The organism is Bradyrhizobium sp. 199 (assembly GCF_023073355.1).
Taxonomy (GTDB): domain Bacteria; phylum Pseudomonadota; class Alphaproteobacteria; order Rhizobiales; family Xanthobacteraceae; genus Bradyrhizobium.
The window spans coordinates 1-19699 of the sequence record NZ_JADPJI010000002.1; the positions used below are offsets into that span (position 1 = coordinate 1).

Genomic DNA, 19699 nt, shown 5'->3' on the forward strand with positions numbered 1-19699 from the left:
CCCCTCACACCACCCGCTTCCCCGCCCGCTCCGCCACCGCCTTCTGCACGAAATACATCATTACCAGCGTGACGATTGTCGTCGTGACGACGACGTAGCCGATCCGGTCGAAATGGAGCAGCGAGCCGTCGGGCCCTTGCGCGATGATCGCGCCGGCGAGCACCGAGCCGAGCCCGCCGGAGAGCTGCTGCAGCGAGGCGCTGACCGCGCTGAACGAGCCGCGCTGGCTTTGATCGGGGATTGCCGACATCAGGGCCTGTGATGGGATCATCCGTGAAAAGATGCCGATGAACATCAGCACGTTGACGATGATCGCGGTCACGAGCGAGACGTGACCGAGATGGGTGTAGATCAGCACCATGATGACGGTCATCACGCAGCCGAACACGAAGGTCGGATATTTGCCGAACGCATCGCTGGCGCGGCCGACCAGCGGCCCCGTGACGATGCTGAACAGGCCGGAGACGAGATAGATCGTCGGCAGATGGGTGATGTCGATGCCGAGATTGTGGACGGTGAAGGCGCTGGAGAACGGCATCAGCATGTATCCGCCGGTCGCCAGCAATGTCGTGACGGCGAAGGCCAGCGTATAGCGCGGCTCACCGATCGTTGCGACCAAATGGCGGAACGGGTTTCTGTCCTGCCTCAGCTTCAGATGCGCATCGACCGGCTCCATCGCAAAGGCGATGATGATGATCGCCGCGATCGACACGATGACAATCGCGATGAAGCAGACATGCCAGCTCCAGTGATTGGCGAGAAACAGCCCGGCCGGAATGCCGAGCACCTGACTCGCGGCAAACGCCGTCTGGATGAAGCCCATCACGCGGCCGCGCAGATGCAGCGCGAACAGATCGGTGACGATGGCCAGTACGACCGAGCCGATCACCCCGCCGAACAACCCCGTCACGATGCGGCCGAGCAGCAGCACGTGGTAATTCGGCGCGGCGGCGCAGAGCAGGGTGCCGAGCGTGAAGCCGACATAGAAGAACAGCAGCAGGCGCTTGCGGTCGAAGCGATCGGCAAAGCCGGCGGCCAGCACGCCCGAAACGCCCGCACTGAACGCGTAGGCCGACACCGCGACGCCGAATTGAGTGGCCGTGATGTCGAGCGCGGGCATCAGGATGGCGCCGAGCGGCGACATGATGATGAAGTCGAGAATGATCGTGAACTGCGTGAACGCGAGCAGCGCGATGAGAAGCGCCTGATAGCGCGAGAAGCCGCGCGGGCGTTCCGATGGCTCCTCGATAGGCGCAGCGAGCGTCTGTTCGGTCATGGGTCTCGATTCCGTCGGGAGCGGGGGAGCGAAACTGGCAAATGGGGTGGGCCCGCACGATTTTCACGGGGCGCGCGGCCCTCGTTCCTGCCGGAACCTGAACTCGCGTCAAGTTGTGGGATCCGTGCAACAGCCCGCGATCCCACGAACCGCCCGGCTTCTCCGCGACCGGCTGTTTCGCCGCGGCGCTGGGCGCGGTGATCGCAATCTGCGCTCCGCAGGCCCCGGCTTAGCTCGTGTGAGTGGAGGGACGATTAAGCCCCCTTTAGCGAATGCGCCCTAGGCTTGCGGCCGTCCATTTCCCTGCTCCCCGGCCATCCCTTTGGGCCGGTCAGTTTGCGGCAAGTCAGAGCGTTTTTTCGGATGGAGCTCCCTGCCCGGCCATATGATTCTGGCGCGTCCATGCCGTCGGCCACGGCGGCGGCTGCGCGGACGCTCGTCATCGATCTCGAAGGCGCGCTGTTGCGCTCCGAGCTGCTGATGGAAGCGCTCTTCAGCCGGCCCGCCCTCATGCTCGCCCGCTTCGGTGCGGGCGGACGGCCGGGCATGGCCGCGCTTACCGATATCCTGGCGCGGGCCGAGATCGACTACGCTCATCTGCCCTATGATTCCGACGTGCTGAACCAGGCGCTGGCCGCGCGGGCGCGGGGCGAGAAGATCTATCTGGTGGCGGATCGTTTCGCCGAGCATGCTGCGGGCATCGCCGCGCATCTCGGTTTCGACGGCGTCGTCACCCCGGCCGAACTCGCTGCGGGCAGCCTGCCCTTCGATCGTGCCTCCATCGAGCACGTTGAAAATCGCGGCAGAAGCAGAGCGAGCCTGAAGACCTGGGCGAAGGCGCTGCGCGTCTATCAATACGCCAAGAACACGCTGGTGTTCGTGCCTGTCATCACCGCGCATCAGCTGAACCTTGCAAGCTTCGGCTCCGCGCTGCTGGCGTTCCTGGCGTTCTCGGCCTGTGCGTCCGGCGCCTATCTGATGAACGATCTGCTCGATCTCGCGGCCGACCGGCAGCATCCGAGCAAGCGCCATCGCGCGCTCGCGGCCGGCGATTTGCCGATCTCCTCGGCGCTGCTTGCGATCCCTGCGCTGTGGCTGTTTGCGGCCGCAGCCGGCCTCTGCATCTCGCCGCTGTTTCTCGGCGTGCTCGGCGCCTATCTTGCCACCACGATCGCCTATTCGCTCGTGCTCAAGCGCAAGATGCTGGTCGACATCGTCACGCTCGCCGGTCTCTACAGCCTGCGCATCATCGCCGGCGCGGTCGGCGTCGGCGTGGTGCTGTCGGAATGGCTGCTGATCTTTTCGCTGTTCGTGTTCACCTCGCTGGCGCTGATCAAGCGGTTCAGCGAGCTCAGCATGCGCGAGAGCGCAGGGCTAGCCGATCCCTCCAACCGCGACTATCGCGTCACCGATCTGCAGATCATCGCCGCGATGGCGGCGGCGAGCGCGATGAATGCGGTGACCGTGTTCTCGCTCTACGTCTCCTCGACCGCGGTGATGCCGCTGTACAGCCGGCCCTGGATGCTGTGGCTGCTCAACCCGCTGCTGCTCTACTGGTTCGGCCGCGCCCTGATGATGGCGCATCGCCGCGAGATGCCGGATGACCCGATCCTGTACGCCTTCCGCGACGGTCCCAGCCGCGTCACGGTCGCGGCGATGATCTGCATCATGCTGGCGGCGATCTGACCGAACCCCGTGCTTGCGCGGCCCGCCGGCAATGGCTACATCGCCGGCAATTCGAATTCGTTATGATGCCGACGCACCGATTCGACCCGAGGTTTTGAAACGCCATGACCGTACGCCTGCACCGCGGTGACCTGCCTGACCTCACGCGCTACAGCGGAGCGGTGGCGATCGATACCGAGACCATGGGGCTGAATCCGCACCGTGACCGGCTCTGCGTGGTGCAGCTCTCGCCCGGCGACGGCAGCGCCGACGTGGTGCAGATCCCGAAGGGGCACACCGACGCGCCGAACCTGAAGGCCCTGCTGGCCAATCCCGAGATCACCAAGATCTTCCACTTTGCGCGGTTCGACGTCGCGGTGCTGTACCAGACCTTTGGCGTCATGACCGGGCCGATCTACTGCACCAAGATCGCCTCCCGCCTAGTCCGCACCTATACCGACCGCCATGGCCTCAAGGACCTCGTGCGCGAGGTGCTCAATGTCGACCTCTCCAAGCAGCAGCAGTCCAGCGACTGGGGGTCAGACAGCCTGACCGAGCCGCAGCTCGCCTATGCCGCCTCCGACGTGCTGCATCTGCATGCCCTGCGCGAGCGGCTCGATGCCATGCTGGTGCGGGAAGGCCGCACCCAGCTTGCCAAGACCTGTTTCGATTTCCTGCCGACCCGTGCCCTGCTCGACCTCCAGGGCTGGGCGGAAGAGGACATTTTCGCGCACTCCTGAGGCCCCTTGGCGGGAATTGCCGCCCCGTTTCGGACACTTTCGTAACAGCCTGTCGCGGGCTGCATATTTTGGCGCCGCCGGGTACAATGGGGCGCGCCTCAACCGGACCAGGCGAGCGACACCTCAGGAACCCAGGTGAATTCGGCCCAGAATCCCACCTACGACGCCGCGCTTGCGGCGAAGTTTGCCAGCGCGGCGCGGCACAGCCGCCTGGTGCAGATTTTGCGCGTCTCGGTGCCGGCAACGGTGGTCGTGGCCATGGCCGTGATCATCTACATCGCGTTCTTCAACAAGTTCCGGATTCCGGAGCTGCCGCTCACCGTTGAAAATATGGTGGTGTCGGGCACCAAGATCACCATGGAGTCGCCGCATCTGTCCGGCTTCACGCCGGACCAGCGGCCCTACGAGCTCTGGGCCAAGACTGCGACCCAGGACGTCACCGACCCCGATCATGTCGATCTCAAAGACCTGCGCGCCAAGGTGCTGATGGAGGATCAATCCACCCTGTTCCTCGATGCGCGCACCGGCCGCTTCGACAACAAGCAGCAGCAGCTCGATCTGCACAAGGACATCTTCCTGCGCACCTCGACCGGCTATGAGGCGCGGCTGAACTCCGCGTTCGTCGACATGGGCAAGGGTACTGTTTCGTCGGACGAGCATGTCGACGTCAAGTTGACCAACGGCACGCTGACCGCTGACAAGCTCCGCATCACCGAAGGCGGCGACGTCATCCGCTTCGAAGGCAATGTGGTGATGCATCTGGACAAGCTGGATGAGCCCGCCGCCGCCCAGCCTGCGCCAGCCGAGCGCGCGCCGCCGGCGAAGACACGTACGCCTCAGAACAAATCTGCCAACTCAAGATGATTTTCATGACCAAGACTTTTTCGCGCAGCGACGACAAGCGGTGCGCCATCGTCAGCGCGGCCGCACTTGCAGTCGGCGTCGCGCTGGTCGCGGGCGGTGCGGCCCTCGCGCAGAGCACGATGCAGGGCGTGCCCAACGCGATGCAGGGCTTTTCGCAAAACCGCGACCAGCCGATCCAGATCGAGGCCGCCTCGCTCGAGATGCGCGACAAGAAGAAGGAGGCGACCTTCGCCGGCAATGTGAAGGTCGTGCAGGGCGACACCACCATGACCTCGAAGACGCTGGTGGTGTTTTACGACTCGGGTGGGGACAAGCCCGCGACGCCGCAGCCGGCGGCGAAGGGCGCGAAGGCGGCGCCGATGCAATCGGCGCAGCCGGGCCCGGGCGGCAGTTCCTCGATCAAGAGGCTGGAGGCGCGCGGCAATGTCGTGGTCACCCAGAAGGACCAGGTGGTGACCGGCGAGACCGCCGTGTTCGACACCAGGACCAATCTCATCACCATGCTCGGCGGTGGCGGCCAGGTCGTCCTGACGCAATGCAAGAACGTGCTGCGCGGCGACCGTTTGATGGTCGACATGACGACGGGCGTCTCGCGGGTGGAATCCGACAACGGCCGGGTTCAGGCCCTGCTGCCGCAGGGCGGCGGCAACGATTGCGGCCCGGGGGGACAAGCCGGCAAGCCCGGCGGGGCGCCGCCTTTGCAATTGCCTGGTGCAAGTAAACCGAAATGAACTCAACGGCTTGGCTCGGATACGGCCGAACCGAGGTTGAAGCTTGGCCGGCGAGACTGTATCTAGCGCGCAGGGCTTTCGAAGCGGGGTCCGCCGCTTTCCGGGCGTGTTTCACTGGGCATGAGACATCCCTTCACTCATGCTGCATCGGCGAATCGAACGACCGGTGCGGCAGATCGCGCGAATTCGCGCAGGATCGTCGCGAAAGGGCTAGAAGGCGGGGATGGTCGATCTCTTCAGCATGTTCCGTCGGCGCCCCGCCAAGCGCGGCCGGCCAGGATTTGCGCGTCAGGACATCACCGCGCTCGCCGACAGCGGGCTCGTGACCAGTCCGATCCGGGACGCGCCGCCGATGGCCCGCGACCAGGCGATCCATGCGCCCGACCAGTTCCAGGGGGACTACGAGGACGACTATCAAGCCGACTATCAACCCGAGCCGCCGCAGGCGGTTCACCCCGTCAGGGCTGCCGGCAGGTCCAATGGCGCGGGCGAACCGCAGCTCCTGAAGCGGCCGGGTTTCCTGGCCGTCCATGGCGTGAAAAAAGCCTTCGGCAGCCGGCAGGTGGTGCGCGGCGTCAGCATCTATGTGCGGCGCGGCGAAGCGGTCGGCTTGCTCGGCCCGAACGGCGCCGGCAAGACCACCGTGTTCTACATGATCACCGGCCTGATCAAGGCTGACGACGGTGCGATCGAGCTCGACGGCCACGATGTCACGAAACTCCCGATGTATCAGCGCGCGCGGCTCGGCATCGGCTATCTGCCGCAGGAAGCCTCGATTTTCCGCGGCCTCACCGTCGAGCAGAACATCCGTGCCGTGCTCGAAGTGGTCGAGCCCTCGCGCAAGAAGCGCGAGCAACAGCTCGACTCGCTGCTCGATGAATTCAACATCACGCGGCTGCGCAAATCGCCCTCGATCGCGCTATCCGGCGGCGAGCGGCGTCGCGTCGAGATCGCGCGTGCGCTGGCGACGCGTCCGAACTACATGCTGCTCGACGAGCCCTTCGCCGGCATCGACCCGATCGCGGTCGGCGACATCCAGGACCTCGTCCGCCATCTCACCAATCGCGGCATCGGCGTGCTCATCACCGACCACAATGTCCGCGAGACGCTCGGCCTCACCGATCGCGCCTATATCGTCTATGCCGGCGAAATCCTGACCGAGGGGAGCCCGGAGGAAATCGTGGCCGATCCGGACGTGCGCCGCCTTTACCTTGGCGAGGAATTCCGCCTCTAGCCCATTTTGCGTCTCGTCAAGACGTGTACATCGGGCCCGGACTAGGATAAGCAAAAATCGGACCAACTTTTTTGGATCGGTTTCTTGCTTCATGGCGCTTACGCAGAGATTAGAGTTCCGGCAATCGCAGTCGCTGGTCATGACGCCGCAGTTGATGCAGGCGATCAAACTGCTGCAATTGTCCAATCTCGATCTCACGACGTTCGTGGAAGAGGAACTCGAGCGTAACCCCCTGCTGGAACGGGCCAATGACGAGGCCCCCGCGGGCGAGACTCCCACTGACGCCGGCCAGTATGGCGATGGCGACGAGGCTGGCGGAGGTGACGGTCAGGGTGACGACGGCTTTGGCGGCCCTGCCGAGGCGTTCGAGCCGGGCCAGGAAGAATGGATGAGCAAGGATCTCGGCACCCGCGCCGAGATCGAGCAGACCCTGGACACGGGCCTGGACAACGTCTTCTCCGAGGAGCCGGCCGAGGCTGCGGCACGCAATGCCCAGGACGCGGCGCCGACGACCTACACCGAATGGGGCGGCGGCGCCTCCGGCGATGAGGACTACAATCTCGAGGCCTTCGTCGCCGCGGAATTGACCCTGTCGGACCATCTCGCCGAGCAGCTGTCAGTCGCCTTCACCGGGCCTGCGCAGCGCATGATCGGCCAATATCTGATCGACCTCGTCGACGAGGCCGGCTATCTGCCGAGCGATCTCGGCCAGGCCGCCGAGCGTCTTGGCGCATCGCAAGCCGACGTCGAGGGCGTCCTTGCCGTGCTGCAAAAATTCGATCCGCCCGGCGTCTGCGCGCGATCTCTCAGCGAATGCCTTGCGATCCAGCTCCGCGAGCTCGACCGCTATGATCCCGCAATGCAGGCCCTGGTCGAGCATCTCGATCTCCTCGCCAAGCGAGACATCGTGGCCTTGCGCAAGATCTGCGGCGTCGACGACGAGGACATCGCCGACATGATCGGCGAGATCCGCCGCCTCAATCCCAAGCCCGGCATGAAGTTCGGCTCGGCGCGTTTGCAGACCATGGTGCCTGACGTCTATGTCCGCCCGGGTCCCGATGGCGGCTGGCATGTCGAGCTCAACAGCGACACCTTGCCGCGCGTGCTGGTCAACCAGACCTACTATTCCCAGCTGTCGAAGAAGATCGGTAAGGACGGCGACAAGTCCTATTTCACCGATGCGCTGCAGAACGCGACCTGGCTGGTGCGCGCGCTCGATCAGCGCGCCCGCACCATCCTGAAGGTTGCAACCGAGATCGTGCGCCAGCAGGATGGCTTCTTCACCCGCGGCGTGGCGCATTTGCGTCCGCTCAATCTGAAGGCCGTCGCCGACGCCATTCAGATGCATGAATCCACGGTGTCGCGCGTCACCGCCAACAAATACATGGCGACAAATCGCGGCACATTCGAGCTGAAATATTTCTTCACGGCCTCCATCGCCTCGGCCGACGGCGGCGAGGCGCATTCCGCGGAAGCCGTGCGCCATCACATCAAGCAGCTGATCGATTCGGAAGCACCCGCGGCGATCCTGTCGGACGACACCATCGTGGAACGCTTGCGCGGCTCGGGCATTGATATCGCCCGCCGCACGGTCGCGAAGTACCGCGAAGCCATGCGCATACCCTCCTCGGTGCAACGCCGCCGCGACAAGCAGAGCGCCCTTGGTAACGTCCTCTCCACCGCCTTGTCCGATCGTTCCCGCAATCCCGAACCGGCCTGATTGCGCTGGCGCGAAATCGCGCTACTCTCGGCTCCTCTTTGCAACCGATCCAGGCACGCGCATGATCCTGAAAAGCGCACAGCGGTTTCCCCTCCCGACAAACGCGGAAAGTGTTCGTGGGGAGATCATGCGCAGGGAACGACTTCTGCTGCGATGATGCGTCGTCGCAGCTGAAGAGCAAACCAAGCGAGGCATCCATGAGTCTTCGGATTTCGGGCAAGAGCATCAGCGTCGGCGAGGCCCTGCGCGGCCGCGTGGCCGAGCGCACCGACGAGGTGCTGCGCAAATATTTCGACGGCAATTATTCCGGCCACATCACGCTCAGCAAGGACGGCTTCGGCTTCCGTACCGATTGCGCCCTGCACCTCGATTCCGGGATTACGCTGGAGGCCGATTCGAACGCGCCGGACGCCTATGCCAGCGCCGACCAGGCGCTGGTGATGATCGAGAAGCGGCTGCGCCGCTACAAGAACCGGCTCAAGGACCGCTCCGCCCGCAAGGCCCATGTCGCCTCCGAGGCGATGGCTGCGCTTGACGCGACGAGCTATGTGCTGGAGGCGCCGGAGGGCGAGGACGAGGTCACCGGCTACAGCCCCGTCATCATCGCCGAGGCGACCACTTCGCTGAGACCGCTGTCAGTCAGCGAGGCGGTCATGGAACTCGATCTCAGCGGAGCGCCTTGCCTGGTGTTCCAGCATGGCTCTTCGGGCCGGGTGAACATCATTTACCGCCGTGCGGACGGCAATGTGGGCTGGATCGATCCGCCCGGGGCCAAGATGGACGACACGAGCGACGGCAAGATCGACGGCAAGGCGGGCCGCTAGGCCGAGGCGGGGTCCGTACGATCCCGGCCCCTTAACAATGACCGTGGCAAAGCCGCACGCGGGAGTTGGCACCGGGATTGCGTTGGAGTAGAAGCCCCCCACATCTGGACTTGGCAGGACTTCCGGCTAAGTCCCCCTCCTGCTTCATGTTATTGACGCCGGCTCGGCTTGGTCTATCAAGCTGGCCAAATCGGAACCTGACGGTTTAATTCACCTCGGAAAGCCTCCATGCCGATTACCGATCTGGTCGCACCCGAGGCGATTCTCCCGGCATTGAAGGTCAACAGCAAGAAGCAGGCCTTGCAGGAGCTCGCGGCCAAGGCCGCCGAGCTGACCGGGCAGAACGAGCGCTCCGTGTTCGAGGTGTTGCTGCAGCGGGAGAAGCTCGGCACCACCGCGGTTGGCTACGGCGTCGCCATTCCGCACGGCAAGCTGCCCAAGCTCGAAAAGATCTTCGGCCTGTTCGCGCGGCTCGATCGCCCGATCGATTTCGAATCGATGGACGGCCAGCCGGTCGATCTCGTCTTCCTGCTGCTCGCCCCCGAAGGCGCCGGCGCCGATCACCTCAAGGCGCTCGCCCGCATCGCCCGCCTCCTGCGCGACCAGGACATCGCCAAGAAGCTCCGCGCCTCGCGCGATGCCCAGGCAATCTATTCGGTGCTGGCGCTGCCGCCGGCGACGGCGGCTTAAGGCCGCTCAATCAGCTTTCTTTGGGTGTGGTTAGAGGGTGCGCGCGAGATAGCGTACCGTCTTGCTTCCGTTGTCAATGCTTGCGCTGACAACCTCGGCAAATCCAATGCGGCGTGAAACGCGTCCGACGCCGGATTCGGCGGCTGGTGATTGACTTCGCAGACGATGCGATCGTGCCCAGCCTCCACCGCGCGATCGAACAGGTCGGCATAACGCCGGCGCGCGCATCCCACGCCGCGTGCGGCTGCTGCGACCACGATCCGGTCAACATAGACAAAGCGCGCGTAGCGGATCGAAACCACAGGAAGTTCGGGCTGTCGTATTGTCCGTCTTGATCGAATGCAATCAGGAAAGCATCAAGATGGCCAATCCTGAACGCGTAAAAGGCTTGCGAGACGAGATCTTGCAGCTGCTCGCGCTCAAGCCATGACAATTCCTCTGCATGGCTGTTGTTGAGCGTAAGCAGGGCGTCACAGAGCGGCGCGCCGCGTGAAATATCGAACTGGGTGATCGGGACGGATGCAATCTCGTGTTCATGCCGACGATCTACCAGCCGCCTCAGTTACAAATTTGATATTGCGTCGAGCGTCATGGGCGGTCGCATCCGCGTCTCCTGCCATCCTCTCAAAGCTCGACATCCCGAACCCTGGATTTGATCGTCAGGCGTTCGAATTTCAGGTCGCCCAACGGAGATTTGGCCAAGGCGGTGACGATGTCGGGCCCGCTTACGGGCCGCTGGAGGCGGTCAAATTCCTCTAGCGCGACAATGACCGCGGCGTCCTTCCCGTGAAGTGTAACGCGCTGCGGTCCGGAGCGTTGGGCCTCTCTGACAATTTGGCTCAGGTGCGTCTTCGCATCCTGAAGGCTCCATCGTCTGGATTCAGTGCCCTTCTTCGACGAGGGACGCTTCGCGGTCATGTTGTTCTTTCTGGCTGAATCAACCAGAATTTAGAGCGTCCGAATTCCTGCCCAAAGCGAAACGGGCACGCCCTCCTGCGAAGGCATGCCCGCTTGAAACCCTATTCGTGCGACGCGCGTGCGCTCAGTGCACGCTCACCGCTTGCAACTCGTTGCTCCAGGCGTTGGCGATCGCGGCTTCGCGGCTGTCGGTCAGCATGATTGGCGTGCCGTCGGCGGCGTGGAGCGCGAAGAGCTTGAGGCCCGGCGCGATTTTCGGTGCTTCGGGAAACAGGCCCGGCACGTCTTCCGAACGGATCTGCTTCACATAGGCGATATGACCTTCGCCGAGGGTTGCCAGCGTCTCGGGCGAGACGTTCTTGGCTTCGTATTCGAACGCAACGTGACCTTCACTCATGGTCTCGACTCCTCTGGAACACTAAGCGGTCGAGTCCGCTACTCGTTCCATTATTCGTGCTCATTGATAGCGATTGTCTTAACGATCCTCTCCGGTTCAGGCCGCGCAAGATCGATCGACAAAAGCCCGTTCTTCAGATCCGCACCCAGCACCAGCATCCCCTCCGCCAGCACGAAGGTGCGCTGGAAGTGGCGCGCGGCGATGCCGCGATGGATGTATTGCCGGGACTTGTCGTCCTGCTGCCGCCCACGGATCACGAGCTGGTTTTCCTCAATGGTTACATCGAGTTGGTCGCGGGTGAATCCGGCGACCGCCAGCGTGATGCGCAAACGCTCGGGCTGGCCGTCCGCGCCGCCGCACCTCTCGATATTGTACGGAGGATAACCGTCGGCGCCTTTGACGACCCGATCGAGCACGCGCTCGATCTCGTCGAAGCCCAGTAGGAACGGACTGGAGAGCGTTGGAACACGAGACATAGTTTACAAAGTCCTCTCGAAGCGACTTTGGTGCATCAGGGCCCGCAAGCGGCACCCCTTGATCAGCAATATGGGCATGTTCCCGTGTTGGTTCAAGCAGGTAGCGGGACTGTGGGTGCCGCTTCCCTCTCATCATGGCCATGCAGGCGGGACAAGTCTGGGAATGACGAAATCGGCTCGTAATTTATCCCAATGAAAACAAGCCCCCTTCTACTGTGCATGGGGTTGTTTTCGCACTTGTTGTTGGCAGGGCCGTGGGAACCGGTCAGGCTTCGATCCGCGTCCGCCCGTCAGCGCTGAACAAATGCAGCTTTGCCCGCACCGCCGCGACCCGGATTTTCGCGCCGATGGCAGGGGCTTCGGTTCCGGGAATGCGGACGATGATCTCGCCGGGCGGCAGTTCGCCTGGCGTGGCGGCGATGCGCTGCTCTTCCTGCTCGCGTGAGCCGTAGATGAAGGTTTCGGCGCCGACGCGCTCGATCGCTTCCACGGTCAGCGGCAAGGCGACGCCGCCGGCCGGGGTCTGGTCGGTGATCACGAAATCTTCCGGGCGGATGCCGAGGATGGCTTCGCCCGCGCTGGTGCCGAGCTGCGATTTGATCTCGTCGGGGCGCGTCGACATCAAATTCATCGGCGGTGCGCCGATGAAGGAAGCGACGAAGGTGGTCGCCGGCTTCTCGTATATCGCAAGGGGATTGCCGACCTGCTCGACCTGGCCGCCATTCATCACGACGAGAATGTCGGCGAGCGTCATGGCTTCAAGCTGGTCGTGGGTGACGTAGATCGAGGTCGTGTTGAGCCGGCGCTGCAATTTACGGATCTCGACGCGCATCGCAATGCGCAGCTTGGCGTCGAGGTTCGAGAGCGGCTCGTCGAACAGGAACACCTTTGGCTGGCGCACGATGGCGCGGCCCATGGCGACGCGCTGGCGCTGACCGCCGGAGAGCTGGCGCGGCTTGCGCTCCAGCATTGACGTAAGTTCGAGCACGCGCGCGGCTTCGTCGACGCGGGACTTGACCTCGTCCTCCTTCATGCCGCGGTTGCGCAGGCCGTAGGCCATGTTATTGAAGACGCTCATATGCGGATAGAGCGCGTAGTTCTGGAACACCATCGCGATGTCGCGGTCGGCGGGCTCGATCTGGTTGACGATGCGGCCGCCGATGTCGATCTCGCCGCCGGTGATGGTTTCGAGCCCTGCGACCATGCGCAGCAGCGTGGACTTGCCGCAGCCGGAGGGACCGACCAGCACGCAGAACTGTCCGTCGCCGACATCGACATCGACGCCCTTGATGGCCTCGAAGCCGCCGGGATAGGTCTTGCGGACGTTGCGCAGGGTGACGTTGGCCATAACTCTCTACTTCTCCGTCTCGACCAGACCGCGCACGAACAATTTCTGCATGACGACGACGACGAAGACCGGCGGCAGCATCGCGAGCACGGCTGTCGCCATCACGACCGGCCATTCGGTCAATGCATCGGTGGTGGTGATCATCTTGCGGATGCCGATCTGGATGGTCTGCATGTCGTCGCGGGTGGTGATCAGCAGCGGCCAGAGATATTGATTCCAGCCAAGGATGAACAGGATCACGAACAGCGCGGCCATGTTGGTGCGCGACAGCGGCAGCAGCGTATCCCAGAAGAAGCGGAAGGGACCCGCGCCGTCGATGCGCGAAGCTTCCAGGAGCTCGTCCGGCACCGTCATGAAGAACTGGCGGAACAGCAGCGTCGCCGTGGCCGAGGCGATCAGCGGCAGCGACAGGCCGGCATAGCTGTCGAGCATGTGCAGATCGGCGACGATCTTGTAGGTCGGATAGATACGGACCTCGACCGGAAGCATCAAAGTAATGAAGATGATCCAGAAGATCGGCATCCGGAACGGAAAGCGGAAATACACGATCGCATAGGCCGAGATGATCGAGATCGCGATTTTTCCGACCGCGATCAGCAGCGCCATCACGAGCGAGTTCAGCATCATGTTGCCGACCGGCTCGCGGGTCGAGCCGCTCGTGCCGACGAAGATGGTCTGGTAATAGGTTTCGAAGAAATGCCCGCCGGGCAGCAGCGACATCTGCCCGTTCGCGATCAGCGCGTTGTCCTGGCTCGAGGCGACAATCGCGATGTAGACGGGGAACGCGACAATCGCGATCCCGATCCAGAGAATGATATGCGCGACGTAGCGCCGGAAGCCCTCTTCTTCGACCATCAGTAGGTCACCTTGCGTTCGACGAAGCGGAACTGGATTCCGGTCAGCACGATGACCATGATCATCAGGATCACCGATTGCGCCGCCGAGCTGCCGAGGTTGCCGCCGAGCAGGCCGTCGGAATAGACCTTGTAGACCAGCGTGACCGTCGACGTGCCCGGACCGCCGCGGGTCATGGTGTCGATGATGCCGAACGTGTCGAAGAAGGCGTAGACGATGTTGACGACCAGCAGGAAGAAGATCGTCGGCGACAGCAGCGGGAAGGTCACGGTCCAGAACCGGCGCATCGGGCGGGCGCCGTCGATCGCGGCGGCCTCGAGCACGCTTCGCGGGATGCTTTGCAGGCCGGCGAGGAAGAACAGGAAGTTGTACGAGATCTGCTTCCAGGCGGCGGCGAGGATGATCAGCGTTGCCGCCTGGTCGCCGTCGAGCAGCGGATTCCAGTCGACCCCCATTGCGCGCAAATAGCGCGCGATGATGCCGAGCGAGGGGTGCAGCATGAAGATCCAGAGCACGCCGACGACCGGCGGTGCCACCGCATACGGCCAGATCAGCAGCGTGCGGTAGAGCATCGAACCGCGCAGCGGCTTGTCCGCCATTACGGCAAGCAGCAGCGCAAACGACAGCGACGACACGGCGATGGCGAACGAGAAGAAGAAGGTCCGCACGATCGCCTTGAAATAGGCGCGGTCCTTCAAGAGCTCGATGTAATTGTCGAACCAGACAAAGGTCGTCGAAAGTCCGAACGCATCCTGCAGCAGGAAGGACTGGATCACCGCCTGCAAGGCGGGCCAGTAGAAGAAAATCAGGACGATCGCGAGCTGCGGCGCAACCAGCGCGTACGGCAACAGCTTCGATTGGAAAATGGCTTGCTTTTGCATGATGCCCCAGGGCGGCAGGCCGGGGTCACCGGCCTGCCGCTGATCGTCTCACTTGACGGCGGTCTTTTCGAACTGACGCAGCATGGTGTTGCCGCGTTCGACGGCCGCGTCCAGCGCCTGCTTGGCGGTCTTCTTGCCGGCCAGCGCCTGCTCGATCTCTTCCGCCCAGACGTCGCGAAGCTGAACCATGTTGCCGAGGCGCAGACCGCGGGAATTCTCGGTCGGCTCCTTGTTGGTCAGCTCGAGCAGCGGGGTCTCGAGATAGGGTTGGTCCTTGTAGAAGCCTTCCGCCTTGGCCTTCTCATAAGCCGCTTTGGTGATCGGCAGGTAGCCCGACGCCTTGTGGATGTAGACCTGGCGATCGGTATCCGAGAGGAAGGTCAGGAATTTTGCGATGCCCTTGTATTCCTCGGCAGGCTTGCCGCCCATGACCCAGAGCGAAGCGCCGCCGATGATCGAGTTCTGCGGCGCGCCCTTCACGTCGGGATAATAGGGCATCGGCACGGCGGTGAAGCTGAACTTGGCCTGGGCCTTGACGTTGCCGAAGAAGGCCGACGAGGTCAGGTAAAGCGGGCATTCGCCAGAGGTGAAGCGGCCTTCGCCGGTGTTGGTGCGGCCGGCATAGTCGTAGGTCTTGTCCTTCTGGAGCTCCACCAGCTTCTCGAGGTGCTTGACCTGGAGCGGTCCGTTGAACTCCAGCGCAGTGTCGAAGCCGTCGAGGCCGTTGGCCTTGCTGGCGAGCGGCACGTTGTGCCAGGCGGAGAGTTGCTCGACATTGACCCAGGTTACCCACGAGTTGGAGAAGCCGCAGGTGGCATGACCGTTGTCATGGAGCTTCTTGGCGGCCTCGAACGTTTCGGGCCAGGTCTTCGGGATCTCGATATTGGCCTTCTTCAGCTCGTCGAGATTGACCCACATTACGGTGGAGGACGAGTTGAAGGGGAACGACAGCATCTCGCCCTTGGAGGTCGAGTAGTAGCCCGTGATGGCGGGCAGGTAGATCTTGGGATCGAACTTTTCGCCGGCCTCGGCCATCAGCTTGTAGACGGGCTTCACGGCGCCGGTCGCAGCCATCATGGTGGCGGTGCCGACCTCGAATACCTGCATGATGTGCGGCGCGTTGCCGGCGCGGAAGGCGGCGATGCCCGCATTCATCGTGTCGGCGTAATTACCCTTGTAGGTCGGGATCACCTTGTAGTCGGTCTGCGACGTGTTGAAGTCGCTGGCAAGCTTGACGATGACGTCGTTGTTGGCGCCGGTCATCGCGTGCCACCACTGGATTTCGGTCACGGCCAAGGCCGGCGAAGCGCCGAGACCAACCGCGAGTGCAACAGCAGCAGCCGTGCCAAAATGTCGAAGAGCCATCAAGAAAACCTCCCTTGCCCGTCACTTAAAGAAGCGCTTGCGCTAGCAGTGCCATATGACGTTCACATGACTGTGTAAGCGGCCGAAACGAAAGCGGCAAGCGCTGGAAAAGGGAAGCCGGAAAATAGGCGAAGGCGAAGGGACACCTGCTCCGTTCGCAGTGCACTGACGTGCCCGCGCCGCAGTGCGGCATTGGATGTCGGAGGGAGAAGGGGTGGGGATCCTAGCGCTTGCGCTCGGGGCCGCAGACCGTGCCCTGTTCGACCATCGCGTCGATCTCGGCCTTGGAGTAGCCGAACTCGCCCAGCACTTCCTGGGAGTGCTGGCTGAATTTCGGCGGTAGCCGGCGCAGGCTCGGCTTGCTGCGATCGAGCCGGATCGGCGACGCCACGCCCTTGTACCAGTCCTTCTCGATAATATCCCCGCGCGCGATCGTGTGCGGGTTGGTCAATGCCTGGTCGATCTTCTGCACGGGCCCTGCGGGCAGGCCCGCTGCAAGCAGGCGATTGCACAGCGGCTCGGCCTCGTGCTGGCTGAAGACGGCGGCGAGCTCGGCGCGCAGCGCCTCGCGGTTGGCGATGCGGTCCTTGTTGCGGGCGAAGCGCGGATCGGTGCCGAGCTCGGGCTTGCCGATCTCCTTGGCGAGTTTGCGGAAGGTGCCGTCATTGCCGACCCCGATGAAGATGTCGTCGGTCTTGGTCGGGAAGATCGCGTAGGGCACGAGGTTCGGGTGCTCGTTGCCAGTGAGCGAGGGCGGTTTGCCATGCATGAAATAATTCGCGGTGTGCGGATGCATGATGGCAAGGCCGGTCTCGTACAGCGTCGTCTCCAGGAACTGGCCCTTGCCGGAACGCTGCCGCTCCGACAGGGCCATCAGAATGCCGATCGCCGCGTAAAGGCCGGTGGTGATGTCGACCAGCGGCACGCCGATCCGCATCGGCCCGCTCTCGGGCGAGCCGGTCGCGGCGATCATGCCGGTCATGGCCTGGATGATGGCGTCATAGCCGGGATTGCCGCCGCGCGGACCGTCGGCACCAAAGCCGGAGATCCGGCAATGCACGAGGCGTGGGAATTTCTCGCGCAGCACCTCGTTGCCGATGCCCCATTTGTCCAGCGTGCCCGGCTTGAAATTCTCGATCAGGACGTCGGCGGTCTCCAGCATCTTGAGCAGCACGATGCGGCCGCCTTCGGAGGCAAGGTCGAGACCGATCGAGCGCTTGTTGCGGTTGATACCGACGAAATAGGCCGCGTCCTCCTCGTGGAAGGGAGGGCCCCATTCGCGCACCTCGTCGCCCGCAGGCGGCTCGACCTTGATCACGTCGGCGCCATGGTCGGCGAGGATCTGAGTGCAGTAGGGACCGCCGAGCACGCGCGTGAGATCGATGACGCGCAGTCCGCTCATGGCACCCGGAATGGCTTCAGAACCCGCGGCTTCAGAACTCATGCTTCGCTTCCCTGTGGCGACGTTTGACCACAGGCCTAGCGAGGTTCGTGCATGCCAGCAATGGCCCCGCGCGTAGGGCTGTATGCGCCGCCGCGCCTCAATCCCGCGGCGTGGCAAAACAAACCGAAGCGGCCGGCCCGAGGGGGATCCCGGGCCAGCCAATCCGCACTTTTGATCAGACGACCGTCAGGCGAACGTCGACATTGCCGCGCGTGGCGTTGGAATAGGGGCACACCTGGTGCGCCTTCTCGACCAGCGCCTCGGCCTCGGCACGGTCAAGGCCCGGCAGCGACACGGCGAGGTCGATATCGAGACCGAAGCCGCCCTCCGAGCGCGGGCCGATGCCGACGGTCGAGGTGACGGACGCATCGGCTGGAACCTTGGGGCCGCCCTGCGAGGCCACGAACTTCATCGCGCCGATGAAGCAGGCGGCATAGCCGGCCGCGAACAGTTGCTCGGGATTGTTGCCGGCGCCGCCTCCGCCGCCCAGCTCCTTGGGCGTGGTCAGCTTGACGTCGAGCGCGCCGTCGAGGGTTGCAGCATGGCCGTCGCGGCCGCCGGTGGCTTTGGCGCTGGTCTTGTAGAGGACGTTCACGGACATTGTCATCTCCCTGGGTTTAATGGGGTGCATCCGTATCGCAGACAATTAGATTGCGCACAATTGAAATTGCGCCGTCTCACATTTAATTGTCGCAATTGAATATACCGCCGCCCGGTCCCAGAATGAGGAAGATCCCGTGAGATTCTCCATGCCTCGAAAATCATCGGCAGCGGATACGCCGCTGCGGCTCGACAACCAGATCTGCTTCGCGGTCTATTCGGCCGCGCATGCCTTCAACCGCGTCTACAAGCCGCTCTTGGACCGGCTCGGCCTGACCTATCCGCAATATCTCGTCATGCTGGTGCTGTGGGAGCGCGACAACGTTCCGGTCAAGGACATCGGCGAAAGATTGTTCCTGGATTCGGGCACGCTGACGCCGCTGCTCAAGCGGCTGGAGGCCGCCCATCTCGTCAAGCGCACACGTTCCAGCGAGGATGAGCGTCAGGTCCTGATCGCGCTGACGGCGCAGGGACACGCCTTGAAGGAAAAAGCCCGCAATGTGCCGCACTCGATCCTGGCCGCCTCGGACTGCTCGGTGCCGGAGCTAGTGGCGATGAAGGACGAGATCGTCGCGTTGCGGGATCGGCTGAACGCGGTGATCGGGGAGTAGGGGTTAGAGCCGTTTCTTGGCGAAGGCGCGACCGGACGCTGACTTCAGATACTTCTCGAATGCTACGGCTTGCTTCTCGATGCTGAATGCAACGTAAGTCTTGAGACGCCAAGGCCCGTATTTCGAGGTGTGGGGCACCTCGCCAGCATTGTGCTTTGTCAGTCGGGCGCGCAGATCGTCGGTAATCCCGACATAGAAGTGGAGGGAATCGAGGCTCTCAAGGATGTAGACTTACTTCACGGCACGCTCCCCGGCTGTCGAGGGAGAGCTTAGTATATCCGCTTTAGATTTGTTGAAGCCCGGCTTCGCCCTTCGGGCTACGCCGCGGCAGCCTTCGCTACGATGGATCGGAGCTGGCTTGCCGAGCCGAAGCTCGCGAAGCGAGCGAAGGCTGGTGGAGCCAGGCGGGATCGAACCGCCGACCTCTTGCATGCCATGCAAGCGCTCTCCCAGCTGAGCTATGGCCCCTTAGTCTTCGCGGGATGAACCTGGTGGTTCACCCCAACCGGCGAGCCCTGGTGACTCGCGCGGTGCACCCTTTTTCACAGATCAGGGCTGATCTCAAGTCTCTTCATCACCTCCGACATCACCAATGATGTCGGTTACGTCCTCATCGCCTTCTTCTTCGTCGGCAATGAAGGTCGAATCATCGTCATCGTCGTCATCGAGGGTCTCATCGACCTCGATATCGTCCTCCGACTCCGGCACGACGGCCTTGACCTTGCCGGTGTTCTCCTCCGCGTCAGCCTCTTCGAGCGAGACCTCTTCGACCTCTGCCGGTTCCGGCGTGGCGTCCGCCGCGGGCGTGTGCCGGGCTTCGGCGCCGCGGGGTACGCGCGCGGGCGCCACCGGCGCGATCGGCACCACTTCGCCGGTATAGGGCGAGATCACTGGACTCTTGTTGAGGTCATAGAACTTCTTGCCCGTCGTCGGGCAAATACGTTTAGTTCCGAGTTCGGACTTGGCCACGGCAGGAATCCTGGGAATGTCTTGAAAAGCGGTGTTTCACTTGGCTAGTTGGCGGCCCGCTGTCAATAGCGCATTACGGGAGAACGACATG

General features: G+C 63.3%; 21 protein-coding genes, 1 tRNA gene and 1 pseudogene. 9 read left to right on the forward strand and 14 right to left on the reverse strand.

Annotated features, from left to right (window positions below; all coding sequences use genetic code 11):
• Positions 1 to 4 precede the first annotated feature (4 nt).
• The gene (locus IVB28_RS00015) at positions 5 to 1276 is read right to left on the reverse strand and encodes an MFS transporter (RefSeq protein WP_247524030.1); all 1272 of its coding nucleotides are present in this window, start codon (positions 1274 to 1276) and stop codon (positions 5 to 7) included.
• A gap of 402 nt (positions 1277 to 1678) precedes the next feature.
• Between IVB28_RS00015 and IVB28_RS00020 the strand changes: the two genes are divergently transcribed.
• The 8 genes from IVB28_RS00020 (at position 1679) to ptsN (ending at position 9744) form a co-directional block, all read left to right on the forward strand.
• Positions 1679 to 2962 (forward strand): UbiA family prenyltransferase, encoded by a 1284-nt coding sequence (locus IVB28_RS00020; RefSeq protein ID WP_247524031.1) that lies wholly within the window; start codon positions 1679 to 1681, stop codon positions 2960 to 2962.
• 104 nt (positions 2963 to 3066) lie between these two features.
• Complete coding sequence (locus IVB28_RS00025; RefSeq protein WP_247524032.1) at positions 3067 to 3681, forward strand: ribonuclease D; 615 nt, start codon at positions 3067 to 3069, stop codon at positions 3679 to 3681.
• A 135-nt stretch (positions 3682 to 3816) separates the two neighbouring features.
• Entirely contained in the window at positions 3817 to 4545 is a 729-nt protein-coding gene (lptC, locus tag IVB28_RS00030) for an LPS export ABC transporter periplasmic protein LptC (RefSeq protein WP_247524033.1), read from the forward strand.
• A 5-nt stretch (positions 4546 to 4550) separates the two neighbouring features.
• The gene (locus IVB28_RS00035; protein ID WP_247524034.1) at positions 4551 to 5276 is read left to right on the forward strand and encodes an LptA/OstA family protein; all 726 of its coding nucleotides are present in this window, start codon (positions 4551 to 4553) and stop codon (positions 5274 to 5276) included.
• Between the two features lie 223 nt (positions 5277 to 5499).
• Positions 5500 to 6510 (forward strand): LPS export ABC transporter ATP-binding protein, encoded by a 1011-nt coding sequence (lptB, locus tag IVB28_RS00040; protein ID WP_247524035.1) that lies wholly within the window; start codon positions 5500 to 5502, stop codon positions 6508 to 6510.
• 91 nt (positions 6511 to 6601) lie between these two features.
• Positions 6602 to 8230: an RNA polymerase factor sigma-54 gene (gene rpoN, locus IVB28_RS00045; protein ID WP_247524036.1), complete on the forward strand. Its 1629-nt coding sequence runs from the start codon at positions 6602 to 6604 to the stop codon at positions 8228 to 8230.
• A gap of 197 nt (positions 8231 to 8427) precedes the next feature.
• Entirely contained in the window at positions 8428 to 9054 is a 627-nt protein-coding gene (gene raiA, locus IVB28_RS00050; RefSeq protein ID WP_247524037.1) for a ribosome-associated translation inhibitor RaiA, read from the forward strand.
• Between the two features lie 228 nt (positions 9055 to 9282).
• Positions 9283 to 9744, forward strand: a complete 462-nt coding sequence (gene ptsN / locus IVB28_RS00055; RefSeq protein ID WP_027514736.1) for a PTS IIA-like nitrogen regulatory protein PtsN — start codon at positions 9283 to 9285, stop codon at positions 9742 to 9744.
• A 30-nt stretch (positions 9745 to 9774) separates the two neighbouring features.
• Here the strand turns inward: ptsN and IVB28_RS00060 are convergent.
• From IVB28_RS00060 to IVB28_RS00105, 10 genes and pseudogenes are all read right to left on the reverse strand, one after another.
• Positions 9775 to 10255: pseudogene (locus IVB28_RS00060) on the reverse strand (GNAT family N-acetyltransferase).
• Positions 10256 to 10368: 113 nt separating this feature from the next.
• Positions 10369 to 10662: a type II toxin-antitoxin system Phd/YefM family antitoxin gene (locus IVB28_RS00065; RefSeq protein ID WP_247524038.1), complete on the reverse strand. Its 294-nt coding sequence runs from the start codon at positions 10660 to 10662 to the stop codon at positions 10369 to 10371.
• A gap of 124 nt (positions 10663 to 10786) precedes the next feature.
• On the reverse strand, positions 10787 to 11059 hold the full coding sequence (locus tag IVB28_RS00070) for a DUF1150 domain-containing protein (protein WP_007598581.1): 273 nt from the start codon (positions 11057 to 11059) through the stop codon (positions 10787 to 10789).
• Positions 11060 to 11109: 50 nt separating this feature from the next.
• Positions 11110 to 11535 (reverse strand): Hsp20 family protein, encoded by a 426-nt coding sequence (locus IVB28_RS00075; protein ID WP_018323442.1) that lies wholly within the window; start codon positions 11533 to 11535, stop codon positions 11110 to 11112.
• A gap of 265 nt (positions 11536 to 11800) precedes the next feature.
• Complete coding sequence (locus IVB28_RS00080; RefSeq protein ID WP_247524039.1) at positions 11801 to 12883, reverse strand: sn-glycerol-3-phosphate import ATP-binding protein UgpC; 1083 nt, start codon at positions 12881 to 12883, stop codon at positions 11801 to 11803.
• 6 nt (positions 12884 to 12889) lie between these two features.
• Positions 12890 to 13738 (reverse strand): sn-glycerol-3-phosphate ABC transporter permease UgpE, encoded by an 849-nt coding sequence (gene ugpE, locus IVB28_RS00085; RefSeq protein ID WP_247524040.1) that lies wholly within the window; start codon positions 13736 to 13738, stop codon positions 12890 to 12892.
• Entirely contained in the window at positions 13738 to 14619 is an 882-nt protein-coding gene (gene ugpA / locus IVB28_RS00090) for a sn-glycerol-3-phosphate ABC transporter permease UgpA (RefSeq protein WP_247524041.1), read from the reverse strand. Before ugpA ends, ugpE begins: the two co-directional genes overlap by 1 nt.
• A gap of 48 nt (positions 14620 to 14667) precedes the next feature.
• Complete coding sequence (ugpB, locus tag IVB28_RS00095) at positions 14668 to 15984, reverse strand: sn-glycerol-3-phosphate ABC transporter substrate-binding protein UgpB (RefSeq protein WP_247524042.1); 1317 nt, start codon at positions 15982 to 15984, stop codon at positions 14668 to 14670.
• Between the two features lie 223 nt (positions 15985 to 16207).
• The gene (locus IVB28_RS00100) at positions 16208 to 17428 is read right to left on the reverse strand and encodes a CaiB/BaiF CoA-transferase family protein (RefSeq protein ID WP_247524043.1); all 1221 of its coding nucleotides are present in this window, start codon (positions 17426 to 17428) and stop codon (positions 16208 to 16210) included.
• A gap of 175 nt (positions 17429 to 17603) precedes the next feature.
• Positions 17604 to 18029 carry an organic hydroperoxide resistance protein gene (locus tag IVB28_RS00105; protein ID WP_247524044.1) on the reverse strand — a complete coding sequence of 142 codons (426 nt, stop codon included), beginning with the start codon at positions 18027 to 18029 and terminating at the stop codon, positions 17604 to 17606.
• Positions 18030 to 18177: 148 nt separating this feature from the next.
• Between IVB28_RS00105 and IVB28_RS00110 the strand changes: the two genes are divergently transcribed.
• Positions 18178 to 18639 (forward strand): MarR family transcriptional regulator, encoded by a 462-nt coding sequence (locus tag IVB28_RS00110; RefSeq protein WP_247524045.1) that lies wholly within the window; start codon positions 18178 to 18180, stop codon positions 18637 to 18639.
• A gap of 3 nt (positions 18640 to 18642) precedes the next feature.
• Here IVB28_RS00110 and IVB28_RS00115 read toward each other — a convergent pair whose 3' ends face one another.
• The 3 genes from IVB28_RS00115 to IVB28_RS00125 form a co-directional block, all read right to left on the reverse strand.
• On the reverse strand, positions 18643 to 18864 hold the full coding sequence (locus IVB28_RS00115) for a GIY-YIG nuclease family protein (RefSeq protein ID WP_247525307.1): 222 nt from the start codon (positions 18862 to 18864) through the stop codon (positions 18643 to 18645).
• A gap of 167 nt (positions 18865 to 19031) precedes the next feature.
• Positions 19032 to 19107 (reverse strand) — tRNA-Ala (locus IVB28_RS00120).
• A gap of 93 nt (positions 19108 to 19200) precedes the next feature.
• Positions 19201 to 19608: a TIGR02300 family protein gene (locus IVB28_RS00125; RefSeq protein ID WP_247524046.1), complete on the reverse strand. Its 408-nt coding sequence runs from the start codon at positions 19606 to 19608 to the stop codon at positions 19201 to 19203.
• Positions 19609 to 19699 lie beyond the last annotated feature (91 nt).